The organism is Paenochrobactrum sp. BZR 201-1 (assembly GCF_044987585.2).
GTDB lineage: Bacteria > Pseudomonadota > Alphaproteobacteria > Rhizobiales > Rhizobiaceae > Paenochrobactrum > Paenochrobactrum pullorum.
This window is the reverse complement of sequence record NZ_JBJDRZ020000001.1, coordinates 253727-273134: the sequence shown is the minus strand read 5'-3', so window position 1 is coordinate 273134 and position 19408 is coordinate 253727. Positions and strand designations below refer to the sequence as shown.

The following is a 19408-nucleotide window of genomic DNA, read 5'->3' as shown; positions in this document are numbered from 1 at the left end:
TTGAATTTAACCTTTTGTACCGGTTTCTAAGCTGTATGTTGAATGTTAGACTAGGCATCGTGCTTTTCCCAAAAGGACGCACGACGCTCTGATGTAATTCCAGACAATGAAATCCGGCTTCTCACACCGAGTTTTGTTGTTTTCTCGCGGCGGAGAACAGAAACTATGCAAGGCCTTGGCTCATTTGAGAGCTTACGAAGCGATTCCGGTTCATTACCGGCCAAAACCTGCATCGGCACAGGCCCTACAGCTATAAGCGTTAAAGGTATCGGCGCACACGCATATCAATGGTTGCGCACTTTAAAAAACAAAACATTTTCACTGGCACTCTCCACCACCGCGCTTTTCTCTTTCACCTCACTTGGTCACGCCCAAAGCGGCCAGTTTTCCGGTCATATCGAACTGCCTTTCGGCACTGTCAGCGCCTTGGATGTGGTGCAATTTGCCACCTTTGCCGGTGCAATGGGCGCTGCTCTTCTGACCGCTGGCTGGCTGATCCGCGACCGCAGCAAAATGGTCAATGAAACGGCAGCACTGCGCGCCAAATGCGCCGAGCTTGGCATGATTGCCCAGCGCAATGAAGCGCTTCTCAATCTCAAAGACCAGCGCATCATTATCTGGGATGGCTATAATGCCAATTCCGAAGTTGTCGGTCTGTTGCCGGACGATACCGGCGCACCGCTTGATCGTTCGCAGTTTTTAGCCTTTGGCCGCTGGCTGCGTGCAGATTCCGTGATGGCGCTTGAGCATGCCATTCGTGATTTACGCGAAAAGGCCATTACCTTTGATATGGTGGTGGAAACTGTCAACGGCACATTGCTTGATGTCAATGGCCGCACCTCCGGTGGCTTGGCCATTGCCCGCTTCATCCACTTGCAGGGGGTGCAGGCAGAATGTGCGGTTTTGAAAACCGAGAACCACCATCTTTTTGAGACGCTCAATCTGTTGCGCAGCCTGATGAACCGGCTCGATCAGGCCGTATGGATCAGAGATGATCAAGGCCGGCTTGAATGGGTCAATGATGCCTATGTCAAAGCAGTTGAAGCGGCAGACGGTATTCAGGCTATACAAGAAGGCCGCGAACTTTTCGGCACCCAAGCGCGCGAACGGATGGAACGCGAACGGATGGGGCCATCCGGTTTCCGCAATCAATTGCCGACCGTCATTGCCGGTGACCGCCATATTTTTGATGTGATAGAAGTACCGGGCGAAGCAGGTTCTGCCGGTTTTGCCGCCAATATCAGCGAAATCGAACAAGTGCGCGAAGAGCTGCAGCGCACATTACGCAGTCATGCCGAAACGCTTGATCAGCTTTCCACGGCTGTAGCGATCTTCGATCCGGAAATGAAGCTGCAATTTTTCAATCAAGCATTTAGCAGCCTGTGGTCGCTTGATACCGCCTTTTTGGAATCACGCCCGAGCAATGCATTGCTGTTTGACCGTTTGCGCAGTGACGGCAAATTGCCGGAACAGCCGGAATGGCGACGCTGGAAAGATTCCATGCTCTCCGCCTATCGATCGGTCGAGCCGCAAGAACATATGTGGCATCTGCCCGACACCCGCATCATGCGCGTTGTTGCCAATCCGCATCCCAAAGGCGGCGTGACTTGGTTCTTTGAAAATATGACCGAGAAATTCGAACTGGAAGGCCGTTATAATACGCTGATCCGTGTTCAGGGTGAAACGCTCGACCATCTGGCTGAAGGCGTTGCCGTGTTTGGTGCCGATGGCCGCATCCGCCTTTCCAATCCGGCTTTTGCCAATTTGTGGTCATTGCCGTCCGGCATGGTGGTGGAAGGGGTGCATATCACCGACATCACCCGCATGACCGAAAAGCGTGCCGGCAGCCCAATCTGGCAGGATTTCATTTCCGCTGTCACCGGTTTTACCGATGTACGCGATGGTCAGGCCGGACAGATCGAATTATCAGACGGCAATGTTTTGTCTTATGCATTGGTGCCGCTGCCAAAAGGCCAGACTATGCTGACCTTCATCGATGTGACCGATACGGTTCATGTCGAGCGCGCGTTGAAAGACAAAAACGAAGCGCTGGAATTTGCCGACCAGATCAAGAACGATTTCGTGCAGCATGTTTCTTATGAGCTGCGTTCACCGCTTACCAATATTATCGGTTTTACCGAACTATTGCAGACCCCGTCATTCGGCTCGCTCAACGAGCGCCAGCATGAATATCTCGACCATATCAGCTCGTCTTCCTCGGTGCTTCTCACCATTGTGAACGACATTCTCGATCTGGCAACGGTTGATGCCGGTATCATGGAGCTGGAAATCGACGATGTAGATGTAAGTAGCGCTATCAATGAAGCCGCCGAGCGAGTAGCCGAGCGTCTGCGCGAACATAATATCGGCCTTGCCGTGCATATTGGCGAAGATGCGGAACGTTTCCGGGCCGACGCCAATCGTTTGCGTCAGGTTCTCTTCAACCTGCTCAGCAATGCCGCCAATTATGCACCGGAAGACAGCGATATCCGCCTGATGGTTGAGCGCGAAGAAGACGAGATTATCTTCAGCGTACAGGATGAAGGTCCGGGCATGCCGCGCGAAGTGCTCGACAGTGTTTTCCAGCGCTTCCAATCGCACAATAATGGTGGCCGCAAGCGTGGTGCTGGTCTCGGCCTGTCCATTGTCAAAAGCTTTGTTGAACTTCATGGCGGTGCCGTTCACATTCAAACCGCCAGCAATAGCGGCACCACTGTCACCTGTCGTTTTCCGATTGAGGCGCGCAGTTTCCGCGCCGCAGCCGAATAAATCATGTCCGCATCAGAAATCTTTGAAATCAGCCTTGCCGATGAAGCGGCTACCATTGCTCTGGGCGAAGATCTGGCACTGGCGCTTAATCGCGGCGACTTGGTTACATTATCCGGCGATTTGGGTGCCGGAAAATCATCGCTGGCGCGTGCGCTCATCCGCACGATTGCCAATGATGAATCTTACGAAGTGCCAAGCCCGACCTTCACCCTCGTGCAGGCCTATGATGAGTTGCGCTTGCCTATCGCCCATGCCGATCTTTACCGCTTGTCTGGTGGTGATGAACTGGATGAACTGGGTTTTGACGAGTTTTTGCAAGATGGTGCTGTGCTGGTCGAATGGCCGGAACAAGCCGAAGGCATGTTGGGCACGCATGCCTTTGCCATTGAATTGCGCCATCCTGATAATGGAGAATCAGGCCGCCTTGTTACCATTACCGCACAACTAAATGCTGCCAAACGCCTGACCCGCTCCCGTGCTATCCGCGCATTTTTAGAAGAGCATAAGCGCCTGTTAAACAAGCAGCCAGCCAAGCGCCGCTATTTGCTGGGCGATGCATCTCCCCGCGCTTATGAAACAGTGTTTTCAGATTTCGGCACCGAAATTTTGATGAATGCACACGAGATTACCGGCGAACCTTTATTGCCCAATGGCAAAACTTACCGCAAAACCGCGCATATTGCTGAAAACTGCGTTCCGTTTTCCGCTATTGCCAAGCTAATCAAGCCGCAAGGTTTTTGTGTACCGGAAATCTATGCTGAAGATTTGGCTAATGGCTTTATTCTGATGGAGCATTTAGGCACTGAGGGTGTGCTTGATGCAGACCGTCACCCCATTTCCGAGCGTTACTTGGAGGCTGCACACTTCTTGGCGCATTTTCACCAAGTCGACTGGCCATTGAGCGTTGCGGTCACGGGTTGCGACGACTATCAATTCGCACCATTTGATCGTGATGCAATGATGATCGAGGTGGATTTATTATGCAATTGGTATCTGCCGCGCATCACCGGCAAACAACCGGATGAAGCACAAAAACAATCCTATCATGATGCATGGGATGCAGTTTTTGAGCATCTTGCCACAGCAGAAAAAAGCCTGCTTTTACGCGATTATCATTCGCCCAATCTGTTCTGGTTTGAAGATAAAACCGGCATTGACCGCATCGGCATGATCGACTTCCAAGATGCCATGAACGGCCCTGCCGCTTATGATCTGGCGTCACTTGCATTGGATGCTCGCGTGACAATTTCCGCAGAGCTTGAACAGCAAATCATTGCCGCCTATTGCGAAACCCGTAAGGGTTTAACCAAAGCTTTTGATGAAACTGCTTTTCTGAGCGCCTATGCAATTATGGGTGCGCAGCGCAATTCCAAAATCCTTGGCATTTTTGTGCGTCTTGATGAACGTGACGGCAAGCCACATTATTTGGCGCATCTGCCCCGCATTCAGGATTATTTGCGTCGCGTCCTCACCCACCCATCTTTAAATCCAGTGGCGGAATGGTATGAAAAATACGGTCTGTTAGCGGAGAAAAAACCATGATCCATCCAAAAAAAGCGATGGTTCTGGCGGCAGGTTTGGGTAAAAGAATGCGCCCGATCACCGACACCATCCCGAAGCCAATGGTCAGAGTTGCCGGTAAAACATTGATTGATTACGGTTTGGATTCACTAGCACAAGCAGGTGTCGAGCAAGCAGTGATCAATGTGCATTATCTGGCCGACATCTTGGAAGCGCATTTGCAAAACCGCCATGATTTAGCGATCAGCATTTCGAATGAGCGCGCAGAACTGCTTGATTCCGCAGGCGGCATTATCAATGCTTTGCCGATGTTAGGTGATGCGCCTTTTTACATCCTCAATGCCGATACATTCTGGGTTGATCAACAAGGCGAACCTGCCAATCTTTACCAAATGGCAGAAGCTTTTGATGAAACCCGCATGGATATTTTGCTGATGGTTGCACGTCTTGATCAGGCAACCGGATATGACGGCAAGGGCGACTTTACCCTGACGCCCGACAACCAACTTTTGCGCCGTCAGCATGATGATCCGCAGTCGGTTATTTATGCAGGGGCAGCAATCATTCATCCACGCATCTTTAAAGATGCAGAGACTGGTATCTCCTCACTCAACCGCTATTTTGACCATGCCATTGCGACTAAGCGTTTATATGCTATGCCCATGCATGGCCATTGGCTGACCGTCGGAACGCCAGATGCTATCGAAGACGCAGAAAAGGCGCTCGAAGCCCTCAAATAAAAAAGAAGGAAGAAAATTATGAGCAACAGAGACCCGCACATATTTTCTACTCCTCCGGGCACACCCTTTCTGCCAAGCTTTGTCGATGCCCTATTGCAAGGTAAAATCATCAAAGGTTTTCCGGCTGATCGAAGCGATCCGCTGGCATTGGCCAAAGCCACCATCTATGTGCCGACACGCCGTGCCGCACGCAGTCTGCGCTCGCTTTTGGTGGAAAAGAGCCATGCCCGTTCGGCTATTCTGCCCACCATCCGCGCCCTTGGTGATGTGGATGAAGAAGCGGTGTTTTTCGATGCGGATGCGCGTGAATTTCTGCAACTCAATCCGCCTATCAACAAAGCCGAGCGCTTGCTTCTGCTCACCCGCCTGATCAAACCTTGGCGCGAGAGCCTGCCTGAACATGTACGCGCGCTTTTTGGCGTTGAAGATGTTTCAGTACCGACCACCACCGCCGACGCCATCTGGCTGGCGCGTGATCTGGCCAATCTGATGGACCAGGTGGAAACCGAAAGTGCCGATTGGGCAGAGCTGAAACTCATCGCCCCTGACGAACTTGCTGACTGGTGGCGGGTGACATTGAGTTTTCTGGAAATCGTCACCACGATTTGGCCGGAAGTGTTGAAAGAGCGCGGACTTTCCAATCCGGCTGCTTATCGCAATCGCCTGATTGAAATCGAAACAGATCGTTTAACGCGTTTTCCACCGGAAGGCCCTGTGATTGCTGCCGGTACCACCGGTTCCATTCCTGCCACCGCCGAACTGATCGCCACAATCGCCAAGCTGCCACAAGGCGCATTAGTGCTGCCCGGCCTTGACCGCGACCTTGATGATGCGGCTTGGCACATTTTAGGTCGGCCTGAGCAAAACCCGTCTATATTCGGCCATCCGCAATATGGTTTTTATCAATTGCTCACCCGCATGAGCACCAACCGCGATGCGGTTGAATATTTGCCTGATCATTCGCCTGAAAAAAGAACCTTAGAGCGCATTGCCGCCGAAGCACTGCGTCCGGCAGAAAGCACCGAACATTGGCGTGATCTTTTAAGCCAACCGGATATGACGCTTGAGCATCGCTTGGCCGCCACAAAACAAATCGATATGATTGAAGCCGCCAATGAGCGCGAGGAAGCTTTGAGCGTTGCCTGTGCTTTACGTGAAGCCATCAGTGATCCAAACAAAACCGCAGCCCTTGTCACTGCCGACCGTAATCTGGCGCGCCGTGTGGCCGCAGAACTGGCACGCTTTGGCATTGAGGCCGATGATTCAGGCGGGCGTTTTTTGCGCGATGCCGAACCTGTCACCCTCATGCGACTGGTGATTGAAACCATCTTTAATCCCGGCGATCCGGTGGCATTGCTGGCATTGCTGAAACACCCGCTGACAAAGCTTGGCAAACCACGCATCGAGCGCCGCTTAGCGGCAGAAGCACTGGAACTGATCGCCTTTCGTGGCGGCACGGGCCGCGCGTCTATTGCCGAATTGCCGGAGTTTTTCGAGGGTAAACTCACCGAAGGGCTGAATGCTAACCGCAAACCTTTGTGGATTGATCTGACTGTTGAAGAACAGATCACCAATGCGCGAGTTTTATGTGAAGAACTGTCAGAAGCGGTTAAACCACTGGCAGACTTCACCAAAAGTGCCGGTCAGCACACTGATATGGCAGCCATTGTGCGCGCAAGCGTGGAGGTACTGGAAACACTCGCTCGTGATGAGCAGGGAAATGTCGGGGCGCTTTATTCCGGCGAGGCAGGCGAACAATTTGCGTCCCTGTTGCGTAATCTGATTGCCACAGAAGCCGATCTGGAGTTTGAAACCATTGAATGGCCTGCGGTTTTTGAAGCTTTAATTTCCGGTGAAACCGTCAAGCCACGACCGGGCGGCAATCCACGCCTGTTTATTTGGGGTGCCTTGGAAGCCCGTCTGCAAACCATTGATACGGTGATTATCGGCGGCTTGAACGAAGGCAGCTGGCCTTCCAAAACCCGCAATGATCCGTTCATGTCGCGCCCGATGAAAGCGGCCATCGCACTGGAACCGCCAGAGCGGCGCACCGGCCTTGCCGCTCATGATTTCCAGATGGCTTTAGGCATGGATCATGTGGTGTTGTCGCGCGCTGACCGCACCGACAATGCCCCGACAGTGCCGTCTCGCTGGTTGCAACGCCTGCAAACTGTGCTTGGCAATGAAGTGACTGACACCATGCGTCAGCGCGGTGGGCGTTTTCTGCACTGGGCGCGCGAGATTGATCGCTCTGCCGATATTCCCTTCGTCAAACGACCGGAGCCGAAACCACCGGTTTCTGCCCGCCCGACGCATTTTTCGGTCACCGATATCGAAACATTGCGGCGCGACCCATATGCGATTTATGCGCGTAAAATCTTGAAACTGAACCCGCTTGATCCCCTCATCCGTGATCCGGGTCCTGCCGAGCGCGGCACGCTATTTCATGATATTATCGGGCATTTCACGCAATCCGGCTTCGATGTGATGGCTGAAGACTCGCATCAAAACCTGATTGAAATTGGCCGTCAGTTTTTTGCCGATGCCGATCTGCCGATCGAGATTGAAGCCGTTTGGTGGCCGCGTTTTGAAGCTTTGGTGCCAGAATTTTTAAACTGGGAGCGCGAGCGCAACTATAATGTGAAAATCCGTCACGCCGAAATCGCTTCGAAAAAACGTGAAATCGGCTCGCTCGGCATCACGCTTTCAGGCCGCGCTGACCGTGTGGATGTGATGCAGGACGGCACTACCGAGATCATCGATTTTAAAACCGGTTCAACCCCTTCATTAAAGCAAGCCCACATTCTTTTGTCGCCACAGCTGGCACTCGAAGCTGCCCTTCAGGCGCGCGGTGCCTTTGAGGAAGTGGGCGCGATTCCAGCTTCTGATCTGCTTTATTTGCGCCTGAAAGCCAGCGGTGCTGTGGTGCCGGAATCTATTTTGAAGATCAGCCGACCGGAACCAAGTCAGAAATCCGCACCGGAAATCGGCGAAGAAGCATGGCGCAGGCTCGAAGAATTGCTGAGCGACTATAAAACTGAGAATAAAGGCTATCTGTCACGTGCTCTGCCGTTCCGTGAAACGGATTTGACTGGTGATTATGACCATCTCGCCCGCGTACTGGAATGGTCTGCCGGTGGTGCAGATGGTGGAGAAGGGGCAAGCGAATGAAAACACCATTGAACATTCCACCCGAAACAATTCAGGCGCAAAGCAAGGCCGCCAATCCGTTTGACAGTGTCTGGGTTTCGGCAAATGCCGGTTCAGGCAAAACCCATGTTTTGACCGAGCGCGTTATTCGCTTGTTGCTGGAGGGCACCGACCCTTCAAAAATTCTCTGCCTTACCTACACCAAAGCGGCAGCGGCGGTTATGCAAAACCGCGTCTTCTCGCGGCTTTCCGATTGGGCGATGCTGGATGATGCACAACTGGCAAAAGTGCTGGAAAAGCTTGAAGGACAAGTTCCTTCTGAAATGCGTTTGAATATCGCCCGCCGCCTGTTTGCACGGGCATTGGAAACACCGGGCGGTTTGAAAATTCAGACCATTCACGCTTTTTGTGAAGCTATTCTGCATCAGTTTCCACTGGAAGCCAATATTGCCGGCCATTTTGAAATGCTGGACGATTTGATGCAAGCAGCACTTGTTGGCGAAGCGCGCCGCCAATTGCTGGAAACGGCCCATAATGGCGGCAATGAAGCTTTGGCCGAAGCCTTCACCACAGTGCTGGATACAGCCGGTGAGTTTGGCCTGCAAAACCTGTTGGATGAAGCCATTCGCCAGCGCCACGGATTACACGAATTTTTGCGCCAACTTGGCGTAGCATCAGAACGTGAAAGCGCTTTACGCAGTATTTTCCGCTTTGAGCCGCATGAGACCGAAGCGACCATTTTAAACGACCAGTTGCTGGTTATCGAGTTTGAGACAGATGTTCTTGATCTCATTCTTTCCATTCCGAAAGGGGCGGCACGCGCACAGGATTTTGCCCTGCAATTGAAGCAGCTTGGCAAAGTAGAATCATTACGCGACAAACAAGCCGTACTCACCGAAGCCTTTTTGAAAAAAACCGACGGTATGCCGAAAGCTGCGTCTTATGTCGGCTCAGCCGCGGTTCGTAAACTGCTGCCGAATTTTGATGATCTTTTCATCGATGCCTCAACCCGCATTTATGAAGCGGTGGAGCGGATCAAGCTATTGCGTCTGGTGCGGATCAATCTTGCCGCCTATCAGATTATCGACGAGCTTTTGTCGCGCTACCAATTATTAAAACGCCGTCGCGGTTTACTGGATTTTGATGATCTCATCACCCGCACAGTCGCACTGCTTGCCCGTGATGGTGCGGGGCAATGGGTGCAATATAAGCTTGATCGCGGCATAGACCATGTGCTTGTCGATGAAGCGCAAGATACCAGCCCTGACCAATGGCGCGTAATCCGTATGCTGTCGGATGAGTTTTTCTCCGGCCTCGGCCAGCGTGATGTGCGGCGTACCCTTTTTGCGGTGGGCGATGAAAAACAGTCGATCTACTCTTTCCAAGGGGCAGTGCCGGAGGATTTTGCAGCCTCGGGCAATGATGTTAAAAAACAAGCCGAACGTGCCGAGCTTACTTTTGAAAAAGTCAGCCTCAATTTCTCTTTCCGCTCGACGCCAGATGTGTTGAGCGCTGTTGATGAAGTGTTCTCCCGCCCTGAAGCTTTCCGCGGGCTTGGGCTGGTGCCCGGCCCTACTTTGCACGCCGCTATCCGCAGTGATGCACCGGGGGACGTGGAAATCTGGGATATGCTCAGCCCTCAAGTCGTGGAAGAACCCGATGATTGGCGCACACCTGTCGACCATCTGGCAGCGCCTGCCATCCGGCTTGCCGACCAGATTGCTCTAACCATCCGCCACTGGCTTGATAGCGGTGCGATTATTGCCGGTAAGGGGCGAAAAATCGCACCACGTGATATTATGGTGCTGGTGCGTAAACGTGACCAGTTTATGCCGGCCCTTTCCCGTGCACTAAAAAACAATCTGGTGCCGGTGGCCGGTGCCGACCGTTTGCGTCTCACCTCTCATATCGCCATTCAGGATTTGATGGCCATCGGGCGTTTTGTGCTGCAACCAGCTGATAATCTGTCGCTGGCCGCCTTGTTGAAAAGTCCGCTTTTCGGCTGGGATGATGATAAGTTATTCACGCTTGCCTATGGTCGCGCCAAAGGGCAGATCCTGTTTGAAAAACTCTATCAAGCCTCACGCGAAGATGCAGAACTGGCCGCTGTTCACAAAAAACTAAGCCATTGGCGCTCCATGGCTGACACGATGCCGGTCTATGAATTCTACACCCATATTTTAAGTGCTGACGGTGCGCGCCGTTTGCTGCTGGCACGTCTTGGGCCGGAAGCGGGTGATATTATCGACGAGTTTCAAAATTACGCGCTGGCAACGGAGCGTGCCGGACTGCCGGGCTTACAATCCTTTCTGGAGACGCTGGAAGCCGCCACGCCGGAGATCAAGCGTGAACTTGATCAACGTCGCGATGAAGTGCGCATCATGACTGTGCATGCCTCCAAGGGGCTGGAAGCAGCCATTGTTTTCTTGGTCGATCCGGGCAACAGCGCATGGACGAGCAGTCAGGCACCCAAGCTGATGGCCATTCCCATGCATGAGCCGGACGGGTTTCAGGGCAAAGGCTATTTATGGCAACCCAATCAATCGCTTGAAACCGCTGCCACGATTGAGCGGCGCGAAGAACTTAAAACCCGCTCTGAGGAAGAATATCGCCGCCTGCTCTATGTCGGTATGACCCGCGCAGAAGACCGTTTGATCGTCTGCGGCTATCGTGGTGTGCGCGAAGTTGATGAGACATGGCACAAGCTTGTTGATGATGCTTTAAGCCCGTTGTCAGAGCCATTCGGGCATCCTGTTGCAGGTGTCACAGCGCGCCGTTATCAAAAAACACCCCTTGGCAATATCACCATTCAAGAGACCGAAGAAAGCAAGCCGCATAACTATCCGCCATTGCCGGAGCTTTTCCGTAGCCGTATGGCACCTGAAAAGGGCATGCCGCGACCGCTCACACCATCGGGTGCCTCAGCACTCATTGAATTGGAAGATGCGCCGCCACTCGGCAATCATTCGCCCGTTCTTGAAGCGATAAACACCAGCCCCGCTTTTGCGCTTCAACGCGGCACCATCATGCATGCTTTATTGCAGCATTTGCCCAATGTGCCGGTTGATGAACGCGGCGCTGTGGCGCAGCAATATTTACAACATGCAGGCAAAGACTGGAGCGAGGAAAACCGTCAAAAGGCTTGGGAGTCGATTGAGACAATCCTCAATGATCCGGCCTTTGCTGATGTTTTTGACATCAATTCCAAAACGGAAGTTTCCGTGATGGGCATGCTTGATTTAAACGGCAAAGAACAGGCTGTTTCGGGCATTATCGACCGGTTGAGCGTTACTGATACGACCGTGCGTATCATTGATTATAAAACCAACCGTCCGCCTGCTTTAACGCTTGAAGAAGTGCCACCTGCCTATATCACCCAGCTAGCGCTTTACCGCGAGTTGATGAAGCCGCTTTATCCGCAGCATAAAATTGAAGCCGCAGTGCTTTTCACCGAAGCACCGATCTTGATTGAACTGCCGGTTGAGGTGATGGAAAATGCCATCAAAAAACTCGGAAAACACAAGTCCGAGAAAATTGCAGATGAATGAAATTAACCTGTAACATTCATTCACACATGTGAGAATTAATCTATATCTGCTTGACGCAAGACGCATCAAACACCACATAATGTGCCACACAGAATCGAAAAGGAACGCCCCATGGCAACCGTAAAAATTGACAACAGCAACTTCCAGTCCGACGTTTTGCAGGCAGATGTCCCTGTTGTCGTGGATTTCTGGGCTGAATGGTGCGGCCCTTGCAAAATGATTGCACCTGCACTTGACGAAATTGCTGCTGAAATGGCCGGTCAGGTTAAAATCGCCAAGCTCAACATTGACGAAAATCCGGAACTCGCAGCGCAGTTCGGTGTGCGTTCAATCCCAACACTGTTGATGTTCAAAAACGGTGAAGTTGCCGCCAATATGGTTGGTGCAGCACCTAAAAGCCGTCTGGCTGACTGGATTAAAAACTCAGCTGCTTAATCGGCTGATGTTTAAGATTAAAAAAGCGGCTTCTCACGAGGCCGCTTTTTTTATGCAATCATCTTAAACAAGCACAGATCAAACTGGCGGGGTGCCGTTTTCATGCAGCACATCTCCTGCCAGATAAAGCGAGCCTCCGATCAAAATACGCGGTGGCACTTCATCATTGGTGCTCGCATCACGCAGCAGCTTCAAAGCATTGGCAACAGAGTGAACAGGCTCTGCCGGAATGCCTGCGGCTTCCGCCGCCAGTGCCAGATCGGCATTGTTGATACTGGCGTCACTGGAAGCAATCGGCACAGTGAAAACGCGTCGTGCCATGCCTGCAAAGGCTTCAAAAAAGCCTTTCGGATCTTTGGTATTGATCATGCCTGTAATCAAATAAAGCGGACGCGGGACGCGGTCTTCAAGCTCAGCAAAAGCTTCGGCAATAACAAGACCAGCCGCCGGATTATGGCCGCCATCCAACCAGATCTCGGAACCATTGGGCGCAAGATCAACCAATGCGCCATGGGTCAGGCGCTGCATACGTGCAGGCCACTCCACCACCAGCATAGCTTTTTCAATCGCTTTATCGGTCAAATCAAAACCGGCCATACGCACAGCTTCAATGGCTGCTGCCGCATTGGAAAGCTGATGGCGCCCCGGCAAACGTGGCAAAGGCAGATCAACGAGCCCTTCTTCACCCTGAAAGATCATGCGGCCATGTTCTTCAAATGCGATGAAATCCTGCCCGTAAATCGTCACCGGACATCTTAAGCGTTCAGCTTTGTCGACCAGCACATCAAGCGCTGCCACACTTGGCTGGAAACCGATAACCACCGGACAGCCACGCTTCATGATACCGGCTTTTTCAACGGCAATCGCTTCAATTGTATCGCCCAAGAAAGCGGTGTGATCAATGCCTATCGGCATGATGACGGAAACAGCCGGATCAACCACCACATTGGTGGCATCAAAGCGCCCGCCAAGGCCAACTTCCAGCACCACGGCATCGGCCGGATGTTCGGAGAAAAGCACAAAAGCAACAGCGGCCATAATCTCAAAAACGGTGATATATTCACCATTATTGGCCACAGCTACACGTTCAATCGCCTCAGCCAATACATCATCCGAAACATACTGGCCGCCATTTGGTGCGCCCAAGCGATAACGCTCGTGCCAGTTGACCAGATGCGGCGAGGTGTGAACATGCACGCTTAAGCCCGATGCTTCCAGCAATGCACGTGCAAAAGCTGACGTGGAGCCCTTACCATTCGTGCCGGCAATGTGAATAACAGGCGGTAAGTTGAGGTGAGGATTACCCAGCCGCTCTAAAAGCTTGAGGATCCGATCCAGTGAAAGATCGAATCCCTTTGGGTGCAATTCCATCAACCGCTCAATGGCAGCGGAAGCTTTGCTCATGATGATGACTTCTTAAACGGCAGGATCGGTTTTGGTTGCCACTTCTTTTGTCTCTGTTGATTGTGTCGCTGGCTGCTTCATCAGCATTTTCAAAAGACGGGCAATGGTTTCTTTCAGCTCGGTGCGTGGCACAACCATGTCCACCATACCGTGCTCCATCAGATATTCTGCGCTCTGGAAACCTTCAGGCAGTTTTTCGCGGATGGTCTGCTCGATCACGCGCGGGCCTGCAAAGCCGATCAATGCACCCGGTTCTGCGATATGGATATCGCCCAACATCGCATAAGAAGCGGTCACACCACCAGTGGTCGGATTGGTGAGAACAACAATATACGGAAGGCCTGCTTCTTTGAGCATTTCAACCAGCACAGTGGTGCGTGGCAACTGCATCAAAGACAGGATACCTTCCTGCATACGTGCGCCACCGGAAGAGGCAAAGAGCACCAACGGGCGTTTCAATTCAATGGCTTTTTCAAAGCCTTTGATGATGGATTCACCCGCTGCCATACCAAGCGAGCCACCCATAAAGGAAAACTCCTGAACAGTTGCGACAATCGGCAAACCTTCAATGGTACCAACCGCATTGATAATCGCATCTTCAAGACCGGTGCGGTTGCGATAGTCTTTCAGACGATCTGTATAACGCTTTTCATCGCGGAATTTCAGCGGATCAACCGGTACTTTCGGTGTTTCCAGCGTAGTGTATTCGCCATTATCAAAGAAGAAACGCAGGCGATCTTTGCCCGGAATACGCATATGATGGCCGGAAGCAGGGATAACCCACTGGTTGCTTTCCAAATCCTTATGGAACACCATTTCACCGGTTGACGGATCCTTGATCCAGAGGTTTTCCGGCATTTCACGACGGCCAAGCATCGAGTTGATTTTTGGACGAACGTAATTTGTAATCCAGTTCATGGTGACTTTTCCGTAATTTTTCTTGTTCTTATTATGGGTAACTTATTGGGCAGCTTCAAGGCGGACAGAGCGAACACTTGCAGAAAGTTCGCCGACCAGTTTTGAAACATCAGCAACAGGATCACCTGTCACTTTGCCGTTTTCATCAAGATTTGCGGCAACCGCATTGACAATCGCCGAGCCGACGACAACGCCGTCAGCAGTGGCGCTGATCGCGCGGGCCTGTTCAGGTGTTTTGACGCCAAAACCGACGCAAACAGGCAAATCTGTATGCGCTTTGATGTGTTTAACCGAAGCCGCAACTTTTTCTGTATCTGGCACAGCCGAACCGGTAATACCGTTCATCGAGACATAATAAACGAAGCCGGAAGAGTTCTTCAAAACAGCCGGCAGACGTTTTTCATCCGTGGTTGGAGTGGCAAGGCGAATGAAATTCAAACCTGCTTCCAGCGCCGGAATGCATAATTCCGCATCCATTTCAGACGGCAGATCAACAATAATCAAACCATCAATACCGGCCGCCTTTGCATCCCGTACAAACGCATCGACACCATAAATATAGATCGGATTATAATAACCCATCAGCACAATCGGGGTGGTGTCGTCACTTTTGCGGAACTCTTCCGCCATTTTCAATGTTTTTTTCAGGGTCTGGCCAGCTGCAAGCGAACGAAGACCAGCGGCCTGAATGGCAGGGCCGTCAGCCATCGGATCAGAAAACGGCATGCCGAGTTCAACCACATCGGCACCGGCTTTCGGCAGCGCCTTCATCACGCTAAGCGAGGTTTCAAAATCCGGATCACCGCCCATAAAGTAAGTGATGAGAGCCGGACGACCTTCCGCCTTCAAAGCCGCAAATTTATTATCCATACGTGCGGTCATGATCAGATCTCCATGCCCAGAAGAGCGCCAACAGTGTGAACGTCTTTATCGCCACGTCCGGAAATATTAACGATGATAATTTCATCCTTGCCCATTGTTGGTGCCATTTTAATGGCTTGTGCCAGAGCATGAGCCGATTCAAGCGCCGGAATGATGCCTTCCGTACGGGTGGTCACCTGAAATGCATCAAGCGCTTCATCATCCAAAATCGGCACATAATCCACACGGCCTGTATCACGAAGCCATGCGTGTTCCGGGCCAACACCTGGATAATCAAGACCGGCCGAAACCGAATGGCCTTCCAAAATCTGGCCATCTTCATTCTGCAACAAATAGGTGCGGTTTCCGTGCAAAACACCCGGACGACCTTTGTTCATAGAGGCGCAATGTTCATCGCCATCCACACCACGGCCACCAGCTTCAACGCCAACGATTTTAACACTGGCATCATCAAGGAAGGAGTGGAACAGACCAATCGCATTCGAACCACCGCCAACGGCTGCAATAATCAAATCCGGCAAACGGCCTTCTTTTTCCAAAATCTGTTCGCGCGCTTCAATACCGATCACCGATTGGAAATCGCGCACCAATTCCGGATAAGGATGCGGGCCGGCAGCGGTGCCGATCAGATAATAAGTATCTTCCACATTGGTGACCCAGTCACGCAAGGCTTCATTCATTGCGTCTTTCAAAGTGCCGTTGCCAGCCGAAACCGGTTTCACTTCTGCACCCAGCAAATGCATGCGGAACACATTCGGCTTCTGACGTTCAACGTCGGTAGCGCCCATATAAACCGTGCAAGGAAAACCAAAACGCGCAGCCAATGTGGCGGAAGCCACACCGTGCTGACCAGCGCCGGTTTCGGCGATGATGCGGGTTTTGCCCATACGTTTGGCAAGCAAAATCTGCCCCAAGCAATTGTTGATCTTATGGCTGCCAGTATGGTTGAGATCTTCGCGCTTGAAGTAAATTTTAGCGCCGCCCAAATGTTTGGTCAGACCTTCAGCATAATAAAGCTTGGACGGGCGACCGGCATAATTTTCCGACAGGTTTTTCAACTCGGCCTGAAATTCAGGATCATCCTTGGCAGCGGTGTAAGCGTCCTGCAATTCGAGAATGAGCGGCATCAATGTTTCGGCAACAAAACGGCCACCGAAAATGCCAAACATGCCCTCTTCATCAGGACCGGTCTTATAAGAATTAGGTTCCATTGCCTTGCTCAACGCATCCGCTCCACTTGTCTTCAGGCTTTTGATTGTGAGGCAACCATTATTTCAGCCTCACGCACCGCCTTTAAAAATTCTTCAATCAGCCGCACGTCTTTTTCACCGGCGCGTCGCTCAACGCCGGATGAGACATCTACCGCCTGCGCACCTGTTTGTACCAGCGCCTGCGCGATATTGTCTGCATTTAGCCCACCCGAAAGCATGTAATCCACATCGCCGTCAAGCTTTGTCAGCAATTCCCAGTCAAAAGAGACACCATTACCACCGGGTAATTCAGACCCCTTTGGTGGCTTGGCATCAAACAGAAAACGATCTGCGATCCCCTTATAAGGGGTAATTGCCTCAAGATCATCTAAATTACGAATGGCAAAAGCTTTAATCACAGGCAGGCCAAAGCGCGCTTTGAGAGCTTTTACCCGATCAGGTGTTTCCTGTCCGTGCAATTGCAAAATGTCAGGGCGCACATAATTGATGATTTCAGCCAGATAATCATCATCGGCATCAACAGTAACAGCCACCACTTGTGCCCGCCCTTGTGCTGCTACACGCAAGCGGCCAGCCTCTTGCACGCTGATATGACGCGGGCTTTTGGCAAAAAAGATAAAGCCGATATGTGTTGCGCCACCATTGAGCACAGCCGCTACCGCTTCAGGGGTCTTGAGCCCGCAGATTTTAAGATCAAAATTCATGCACGTCACGTTGCATAAATTCACTCAACTGTCGAGCATTTCGTGAATTGTCCCTCAGCAAACAGCAGCTTGCAACGATGTTTCAATGCTTGTCATAACCCTGCGCGATCAAAAACTCATAGGCCTCCAGCACATCCAGCGGCACAGCCTGTGCCACCTGAAAACCTTTGGCCGGATACTCAAGAATACGTGCCAAATCGCCGGTCAGTTCATTAATCAACAATTCCATCGGAACCTGATCGGTTGGCTGTTCTTCAAAAGAGATCAACGGTGCTGTCACCATGACAGAGGCTTCCGACCAACGGCGTGCGGCCGTTGCACGTACGCGACGCTGCGTTTGCGGCTTTGTGACCATAATAGCACTTAAAGCACCGGGTGCCATCAGTTCCTTGGTGAATAAAATATTCTCGCCAATATTGGTGGCTGCTTTTTCAAGAATAATTGCCTCGTCCGGCACACCTGCTGCCGTCAGAACGTCGGCAAAAGCCTCCGCTTCGCTCGCTGGATAAAGCCCTTGCGTCCAATTGCCGGAATGGCCGGTTAAAACGATCAGTGGTGCTAAACCTTGATTATAAAGCTCCGCCACCCTTTCCGCCACGCGCAAATCATAGCTACCAAAACCGACGATCACATCGGCAGTTTTAAGCGGGTCGTAAATACTATGGAAATCCCAAAGCATTTTTGCAGAAGCGAGAATTTGGTCGTTCATGAAAACTCGATGGCTTGCAATGTTGCGCCGTTACGGGTGAGCCAGTTGCGGCAATTCACGGTATCGGGGCATAGTTCGTGACACAATTTCCAGAAAGCCGGACCATGGTTCATCTCGATGAGATGCGCCACTTCATGTGCGACGAGATAATTAATCACCGACGGCGGCGCCATGCCGATCCGCCACGAAAAAGACAAAACCCCCTTGGAGGTGCAAGATCCCCAACGGCTTTTCGTATCTTTAAAACGAACAGCTGTGGCTTTACGCCCCACAGCAGCTGTATGTTTTGCAACGAGCATTTCAATCTCGCATTTGACTTCCTTTTTCAGGAAATCCGCAATGCGGCGCGATAAATGCTCGGCACTTCCAAAAACGATTAATTGCGGCTGACCGTCTTCTGACTGATGAACATGAGTAATCCCGCGCTTGTCAGGGGTATGCACAATCAGATGATCCACGCCTCGAAAGGGCAACAGACCTCCGGCCTGAACCGTTTCCACAGCCGGAATTTGAGTAATCCTGCTTTCCAGCCAGCCCTGATGGCGTGAAATAAAACGGTCAATCTCGCTGTTTGGCACCTTGGGCGGCACCGTCACCCGAAGCCCTTTTCCACCGGCATCAATGCGAAGCGTAAACCTGCGGGCACGCGGATTTTCAACAATTTTCAATGGCAAAACCCGTCCCGCAACTTCATGAGTGCGAGGGCTTGTATCAACGGAATGTTTCGCAGATGCCGCGCGAAAAAAAAAGAAAGCCATAAAATAACCATAAATGATTCGCGGCAAAACTTCAGCAGCTAAAGCTGTTTTTAAATTTCTCACTCACAAATGCTTGATAAATAATAAAAAGAGCGGCACATCAACTGATATGCCGCCTTTCTATTTTGACAAAAATTTCAATATATTAGATGAACTCTACAAGCCATTATCATGCCTGATCGACAGGCAGATCACCCTTATGTGAACGACCTTCCATAAAGCGCTCAAATTCCTGACGATCGCGAGCACGTCGCAGTTCCTTCATGTGCAGTTCGAACTCAGCTTTGGCTTCATCAAGTTTGCGACGCTCCTGTTCCAAACGTGTAAGCTCCTGATCACGCCATTCATCAAAAGCGGCATTGCCACTTGAACGGCAAGCAGAGCCGCTATCAAAATTCTTAAAACCTCTGCGGGCAGCATTCATCACATTATCAGTGGTCTCGTTGACATCTTTTTTGAAGCCATCAAGACGATCGCCCCAAATGATATAAGCCAACATAACTAAACCCAACGGCCAATAGACAATAAAACCAATAACCATCAAAGCAATTGTGGCAGGTGTCCATGCCGGGCGAATTAATGCAGCATTCTTCATGACATACCTCTTAAAATGACATACCTCTTAAAATTGACAGCCTGATTTTCCGCTTTTCACATGC

General features: G+C 51.4%; 14 protein-coding genes. 6 read left to right on the top strand and 8 right to left on the bottom strand.

Translation table 11 applies throughout. The features are described from left to right. Window positions 1-165 precede the first annotated feature (165 nt). The 6 genes from ACI0FR_RS01470 to trxA all read left to right on the top strand — a co-directional run bounded on the left by ACI0FR_RS01470 (window position 166) and on the right by trxA (window position 12163). Window positions 166-2769: a sensor histidine kinase gene (locus ACI0FR_RS01470; protein ID WP_404906723.1), complete on the top strand. Its 2604-nt coding sequence runs from the start codon at window positions 166-168 to the stop codon at window positions 2767-2769. Window positions 2770-2772: 3 nt separating this feature from the next. Next, the gene (gene tsaE / locus ACI0FR_RS01465) at window positions 2773-4311 is read left to right on the top strand and encodes a tRNA (adenosine(37)-N6)-threonylcarbamoyltransferase complex ATPase subunit type 1 TsaE (RefSeq protein WP_404906724.1); all 1539 of its coding nucleotides are present in this window, start codon (window positions 2773-2775) and stop codon (window positions 4309-4311) included. Continuing rightward, window positions 4308-5030 (top strand): nucleotidyltransferase family protein, encoded by a 723-nt coding sequence (locus tag ACI0FR_RS01460; protein ID WP_374828926.1) that lies wholly within the window; start codon window positions 4308-4310, stop codon window positions 5028-5030. Before tsaE ends, ACI0FR_RS01460 begins: the two co-directional genes overlap by 4 nt. 18 nt (window positions 5031-5048) lie before the next feature. Beyond that, window positions 5049-8201: a double-strand break repair protein AddB gene (gene addB / locus ACI0FR_RS01455; protein ID WP_404906726.1), complete on the top strand. Its 3153-nt coding sequence runs from the start codon at window positions 5049-5051 to the stop codon at window positions 8199-8201. Next, on the top strand, window positions 8198-11728 hold the full coding sequence (gene addA, locus ACI0FR_RS01450) for a double-strand break repair helicase AddA (protein WP_404906728.1): 3531 nt from the start codon (window positions 8198-8200) through the stop codon (window positions 11726-11728). Before addB ends, addA begins: the two co-directional genes overlap by 4 nt. Window positions 11729-11839: 111 nt before the next feature. Continuing rightward, entirely contained in the window at window positions 11840-12163 is a 324-nt protein-coding gene (gene trxA / locus ACI0FR_RS01445) for a thioredoxin (protein WP_374828923.1), read from the top strand. Window positions 12164-12241: 78 nt separating this feature from the next. Here trxA and ACI0FR_RS01440 read toward each other — a convergent pair whose 3' ends face one another. From ACI0FR_RS01440 to ACI0FR_RS01405, 8 genes are all read right to left on the bottom strand, one after another. After that, window positions 12242-13534, bottom strand: a complete 1293-nt coding sequence (locus ACI0FR_RS01440) for a bifunctional folylpolyglutamate synthase/dihydrofolate synthase (protein ID WP_404906916.1) — start codon at window positions 13532-13534, stop codon at window positions 12242-12244. A gap of 45 nt (window positions 13535-13579) precedes the next feature. Beyond that, window positions 13580-14485, bottom strand: a complete 906-nt coding sequence (gene accD, locus ACI0FR_RS01435; protein ID WP_374828922.1) for an acetyl-CoA carboxylase, carboxyltransferase subunit beta — start codon at window positions 14483-14485, stop codon at window positions 13580-13582. A gap of 42 nt (window positions 14486-14527) precedes the next feature. Further along, window positions 14528-15367 carry a tryptophan synthase subunit alpha gene (gene trpA, locus ACI0FR_RS01430; protein ID WP_374828921.1) on the bottom strand — a complete coding sequence of 280 codons (840 nt, stop codon included), beginning with the start codon at window positions 15365-15367 and terminating at the stop codon, window positions 14528-14530. A 2-nt stretch (window positions 15368-15369) separates the two neighbouring features. Continuing rightward, window positions 15370-16578 carry a tryptophan synthase subunit beta gene (trpB, locus tag ACI0FR_RS01425; protein WP_374828920.1) on the bottom strand — a complete coding sequence of 403 codons (1209 nt, stop codon included), beginning with the start codon at window positions 16576-16578 and terminating at the stop codon, window positions 15370-15372. Window positions 16579-16610: 32 nt separating this feature from the next. Beyond that, window positions 16611-17282, bottom strand: a complete 672-nt coding sequence (locus ACI0FR_RS01420) for a phosphoribosylanthranilate isomerase (RefSeq protein WP_374828919.1) — start codon at window positions 17280-17282, stop codon at window positions 16611-16613. Window positions 17283-17364: 82 nt separating this feature from the next. Then, window positions 17365-17991, bottom strand: coding sequence for a YdcF family protein (locus tag ACI0FR_RS01415; protein ID WP_404906730.1), 627 nt, complete (start codon window positions 17989-17991; stop codon window positions 17365-17367). Continuing rightward, window positions 17988-18749: a M48 family metallopeptidase gene (locus ACI0FR_RS01410; protein ID WP_404906732.1), complete on the bottom strand. Its 762-nt coding sequence runs from the start codon at window positions 18747-18749 to the stop codon at window positions 17988-17990. Before ACI0FR_RS01410 ends, ACI0FR_RS01415 begins: the two co-directional genes overlap by 4 nt. A 169-nt stretch (window positions 18750-18918) precedes the next feature. Next, window positions 18919-19344, bottom strand: coding sequence for a DUF2852 domain-containing protein (locus ACI0FR_RS01405; protein WP_404906733.1), 426 nt, complete (start codon window positions 19342-19344; stop codon window positions 18919-18921). Window positions 19345-19408 lie beyond the last annotated feature (64 nt).

Excerpts from the sequence above, each read along its gene's own strand:
- ACI0FR_RS01410 (WP_404906732.1), bottom strand. The coding sequence starts at position 18,749 with ATGGCTTTCTTTTTTTTTCGCGCGGCATCTGCGAAACATTCCGTTGAT.
- ACI0FR_RS01460 (WP_374828926.1), top strand. The coding sequence starts at position 4,308 with ATGATCCATCCAAAAAAAGCGATGGTTCTGGCGGCAGGTTTGGGTAAA.
- trpA (WP_374828921.1), bottom strand. The coding sequence starts at position 15,367 with ATGACCGCACGTATGGATAATAAATTTGCGGCTTTGAAGGCGGAAGGT.
- ACI0FR_RS01415 (WP_404906730.1), bottom strand. The coding sequence starts at position 17,991 with ATGAACGACCAAATTCTCGCTTCTGCAAAAATGCTTTGGGATTTCCAT.
- ACI0FR_RS01440 (WP_404906916.1), bottom strand. The coding sequence starts at position 13,534 with ATGGAATTGCACCCAAAGGGATTCGATCTTTCACTGGATCGGATCCTC.
- ACI0FR_RS01405 (WP_404906733.1), bottom strand. The coding sequence starts at position 19,344 with ATGAAGAATGCTGCATTAATTCGCCCGGCATGGACACCTGCCACAATT.
- ACI0FR_RS01420 (WP_374828919.1), bottom strand. The coding sequence starts at position 17,282 with ATGAATTTTGATCTTAAAATCTGCGGGCTCAAGACCCCTGAAGCGGTA.
- trxA (WP_374828923.1), top strand. The coding sequence starts at position 11,840 with ATGGCAACCGTAAAAATTGACAACAGCAACTTCCAGTCCGACGTTTTG.
- accD (WP_374828922.1), bottom strand. The coding sequence starts at position 14,485 with ATGAACTGGATTACAAATTACGTTCGTCCAAAAATCAACTCGATGCTT.
- ACI0FR_RS01470 (WP_404906723.1), top strand. The coding sequence starts at position 166 with ATGCAAGGCCTTGGCTCATTTGAGAGCTTACGAAGCGATTCCGGTTCA.
- addB (WP_404906726.1), top strand. The coding sequence starts at position 5,049 with ATGAGCAACAGAGACCCGCACATATTTTCTACTCCTCCGGGCACACCC.
- tsaE (WP_404906724.1), top strand. The coding sequence starts at position 2,773 with ATGTCCGCATCAGAAATCTTTGAAATCAGCCTTGCCGATGAAGCGGCT.
- trpB (WP_374828920.1), bottom strand. The coding sequence starts at position 16,578 with ATGGAACCTAATTCTTATAAGACCGGTCCTGATGAAGAGGGCATGTTT.
- addA (WP_404906728.1), top strand. The coding sequence starts at position 8,198 with ATGAAAACACCATTGAACATTCCACCCGAAACAATTCAGGCGCAAAGC.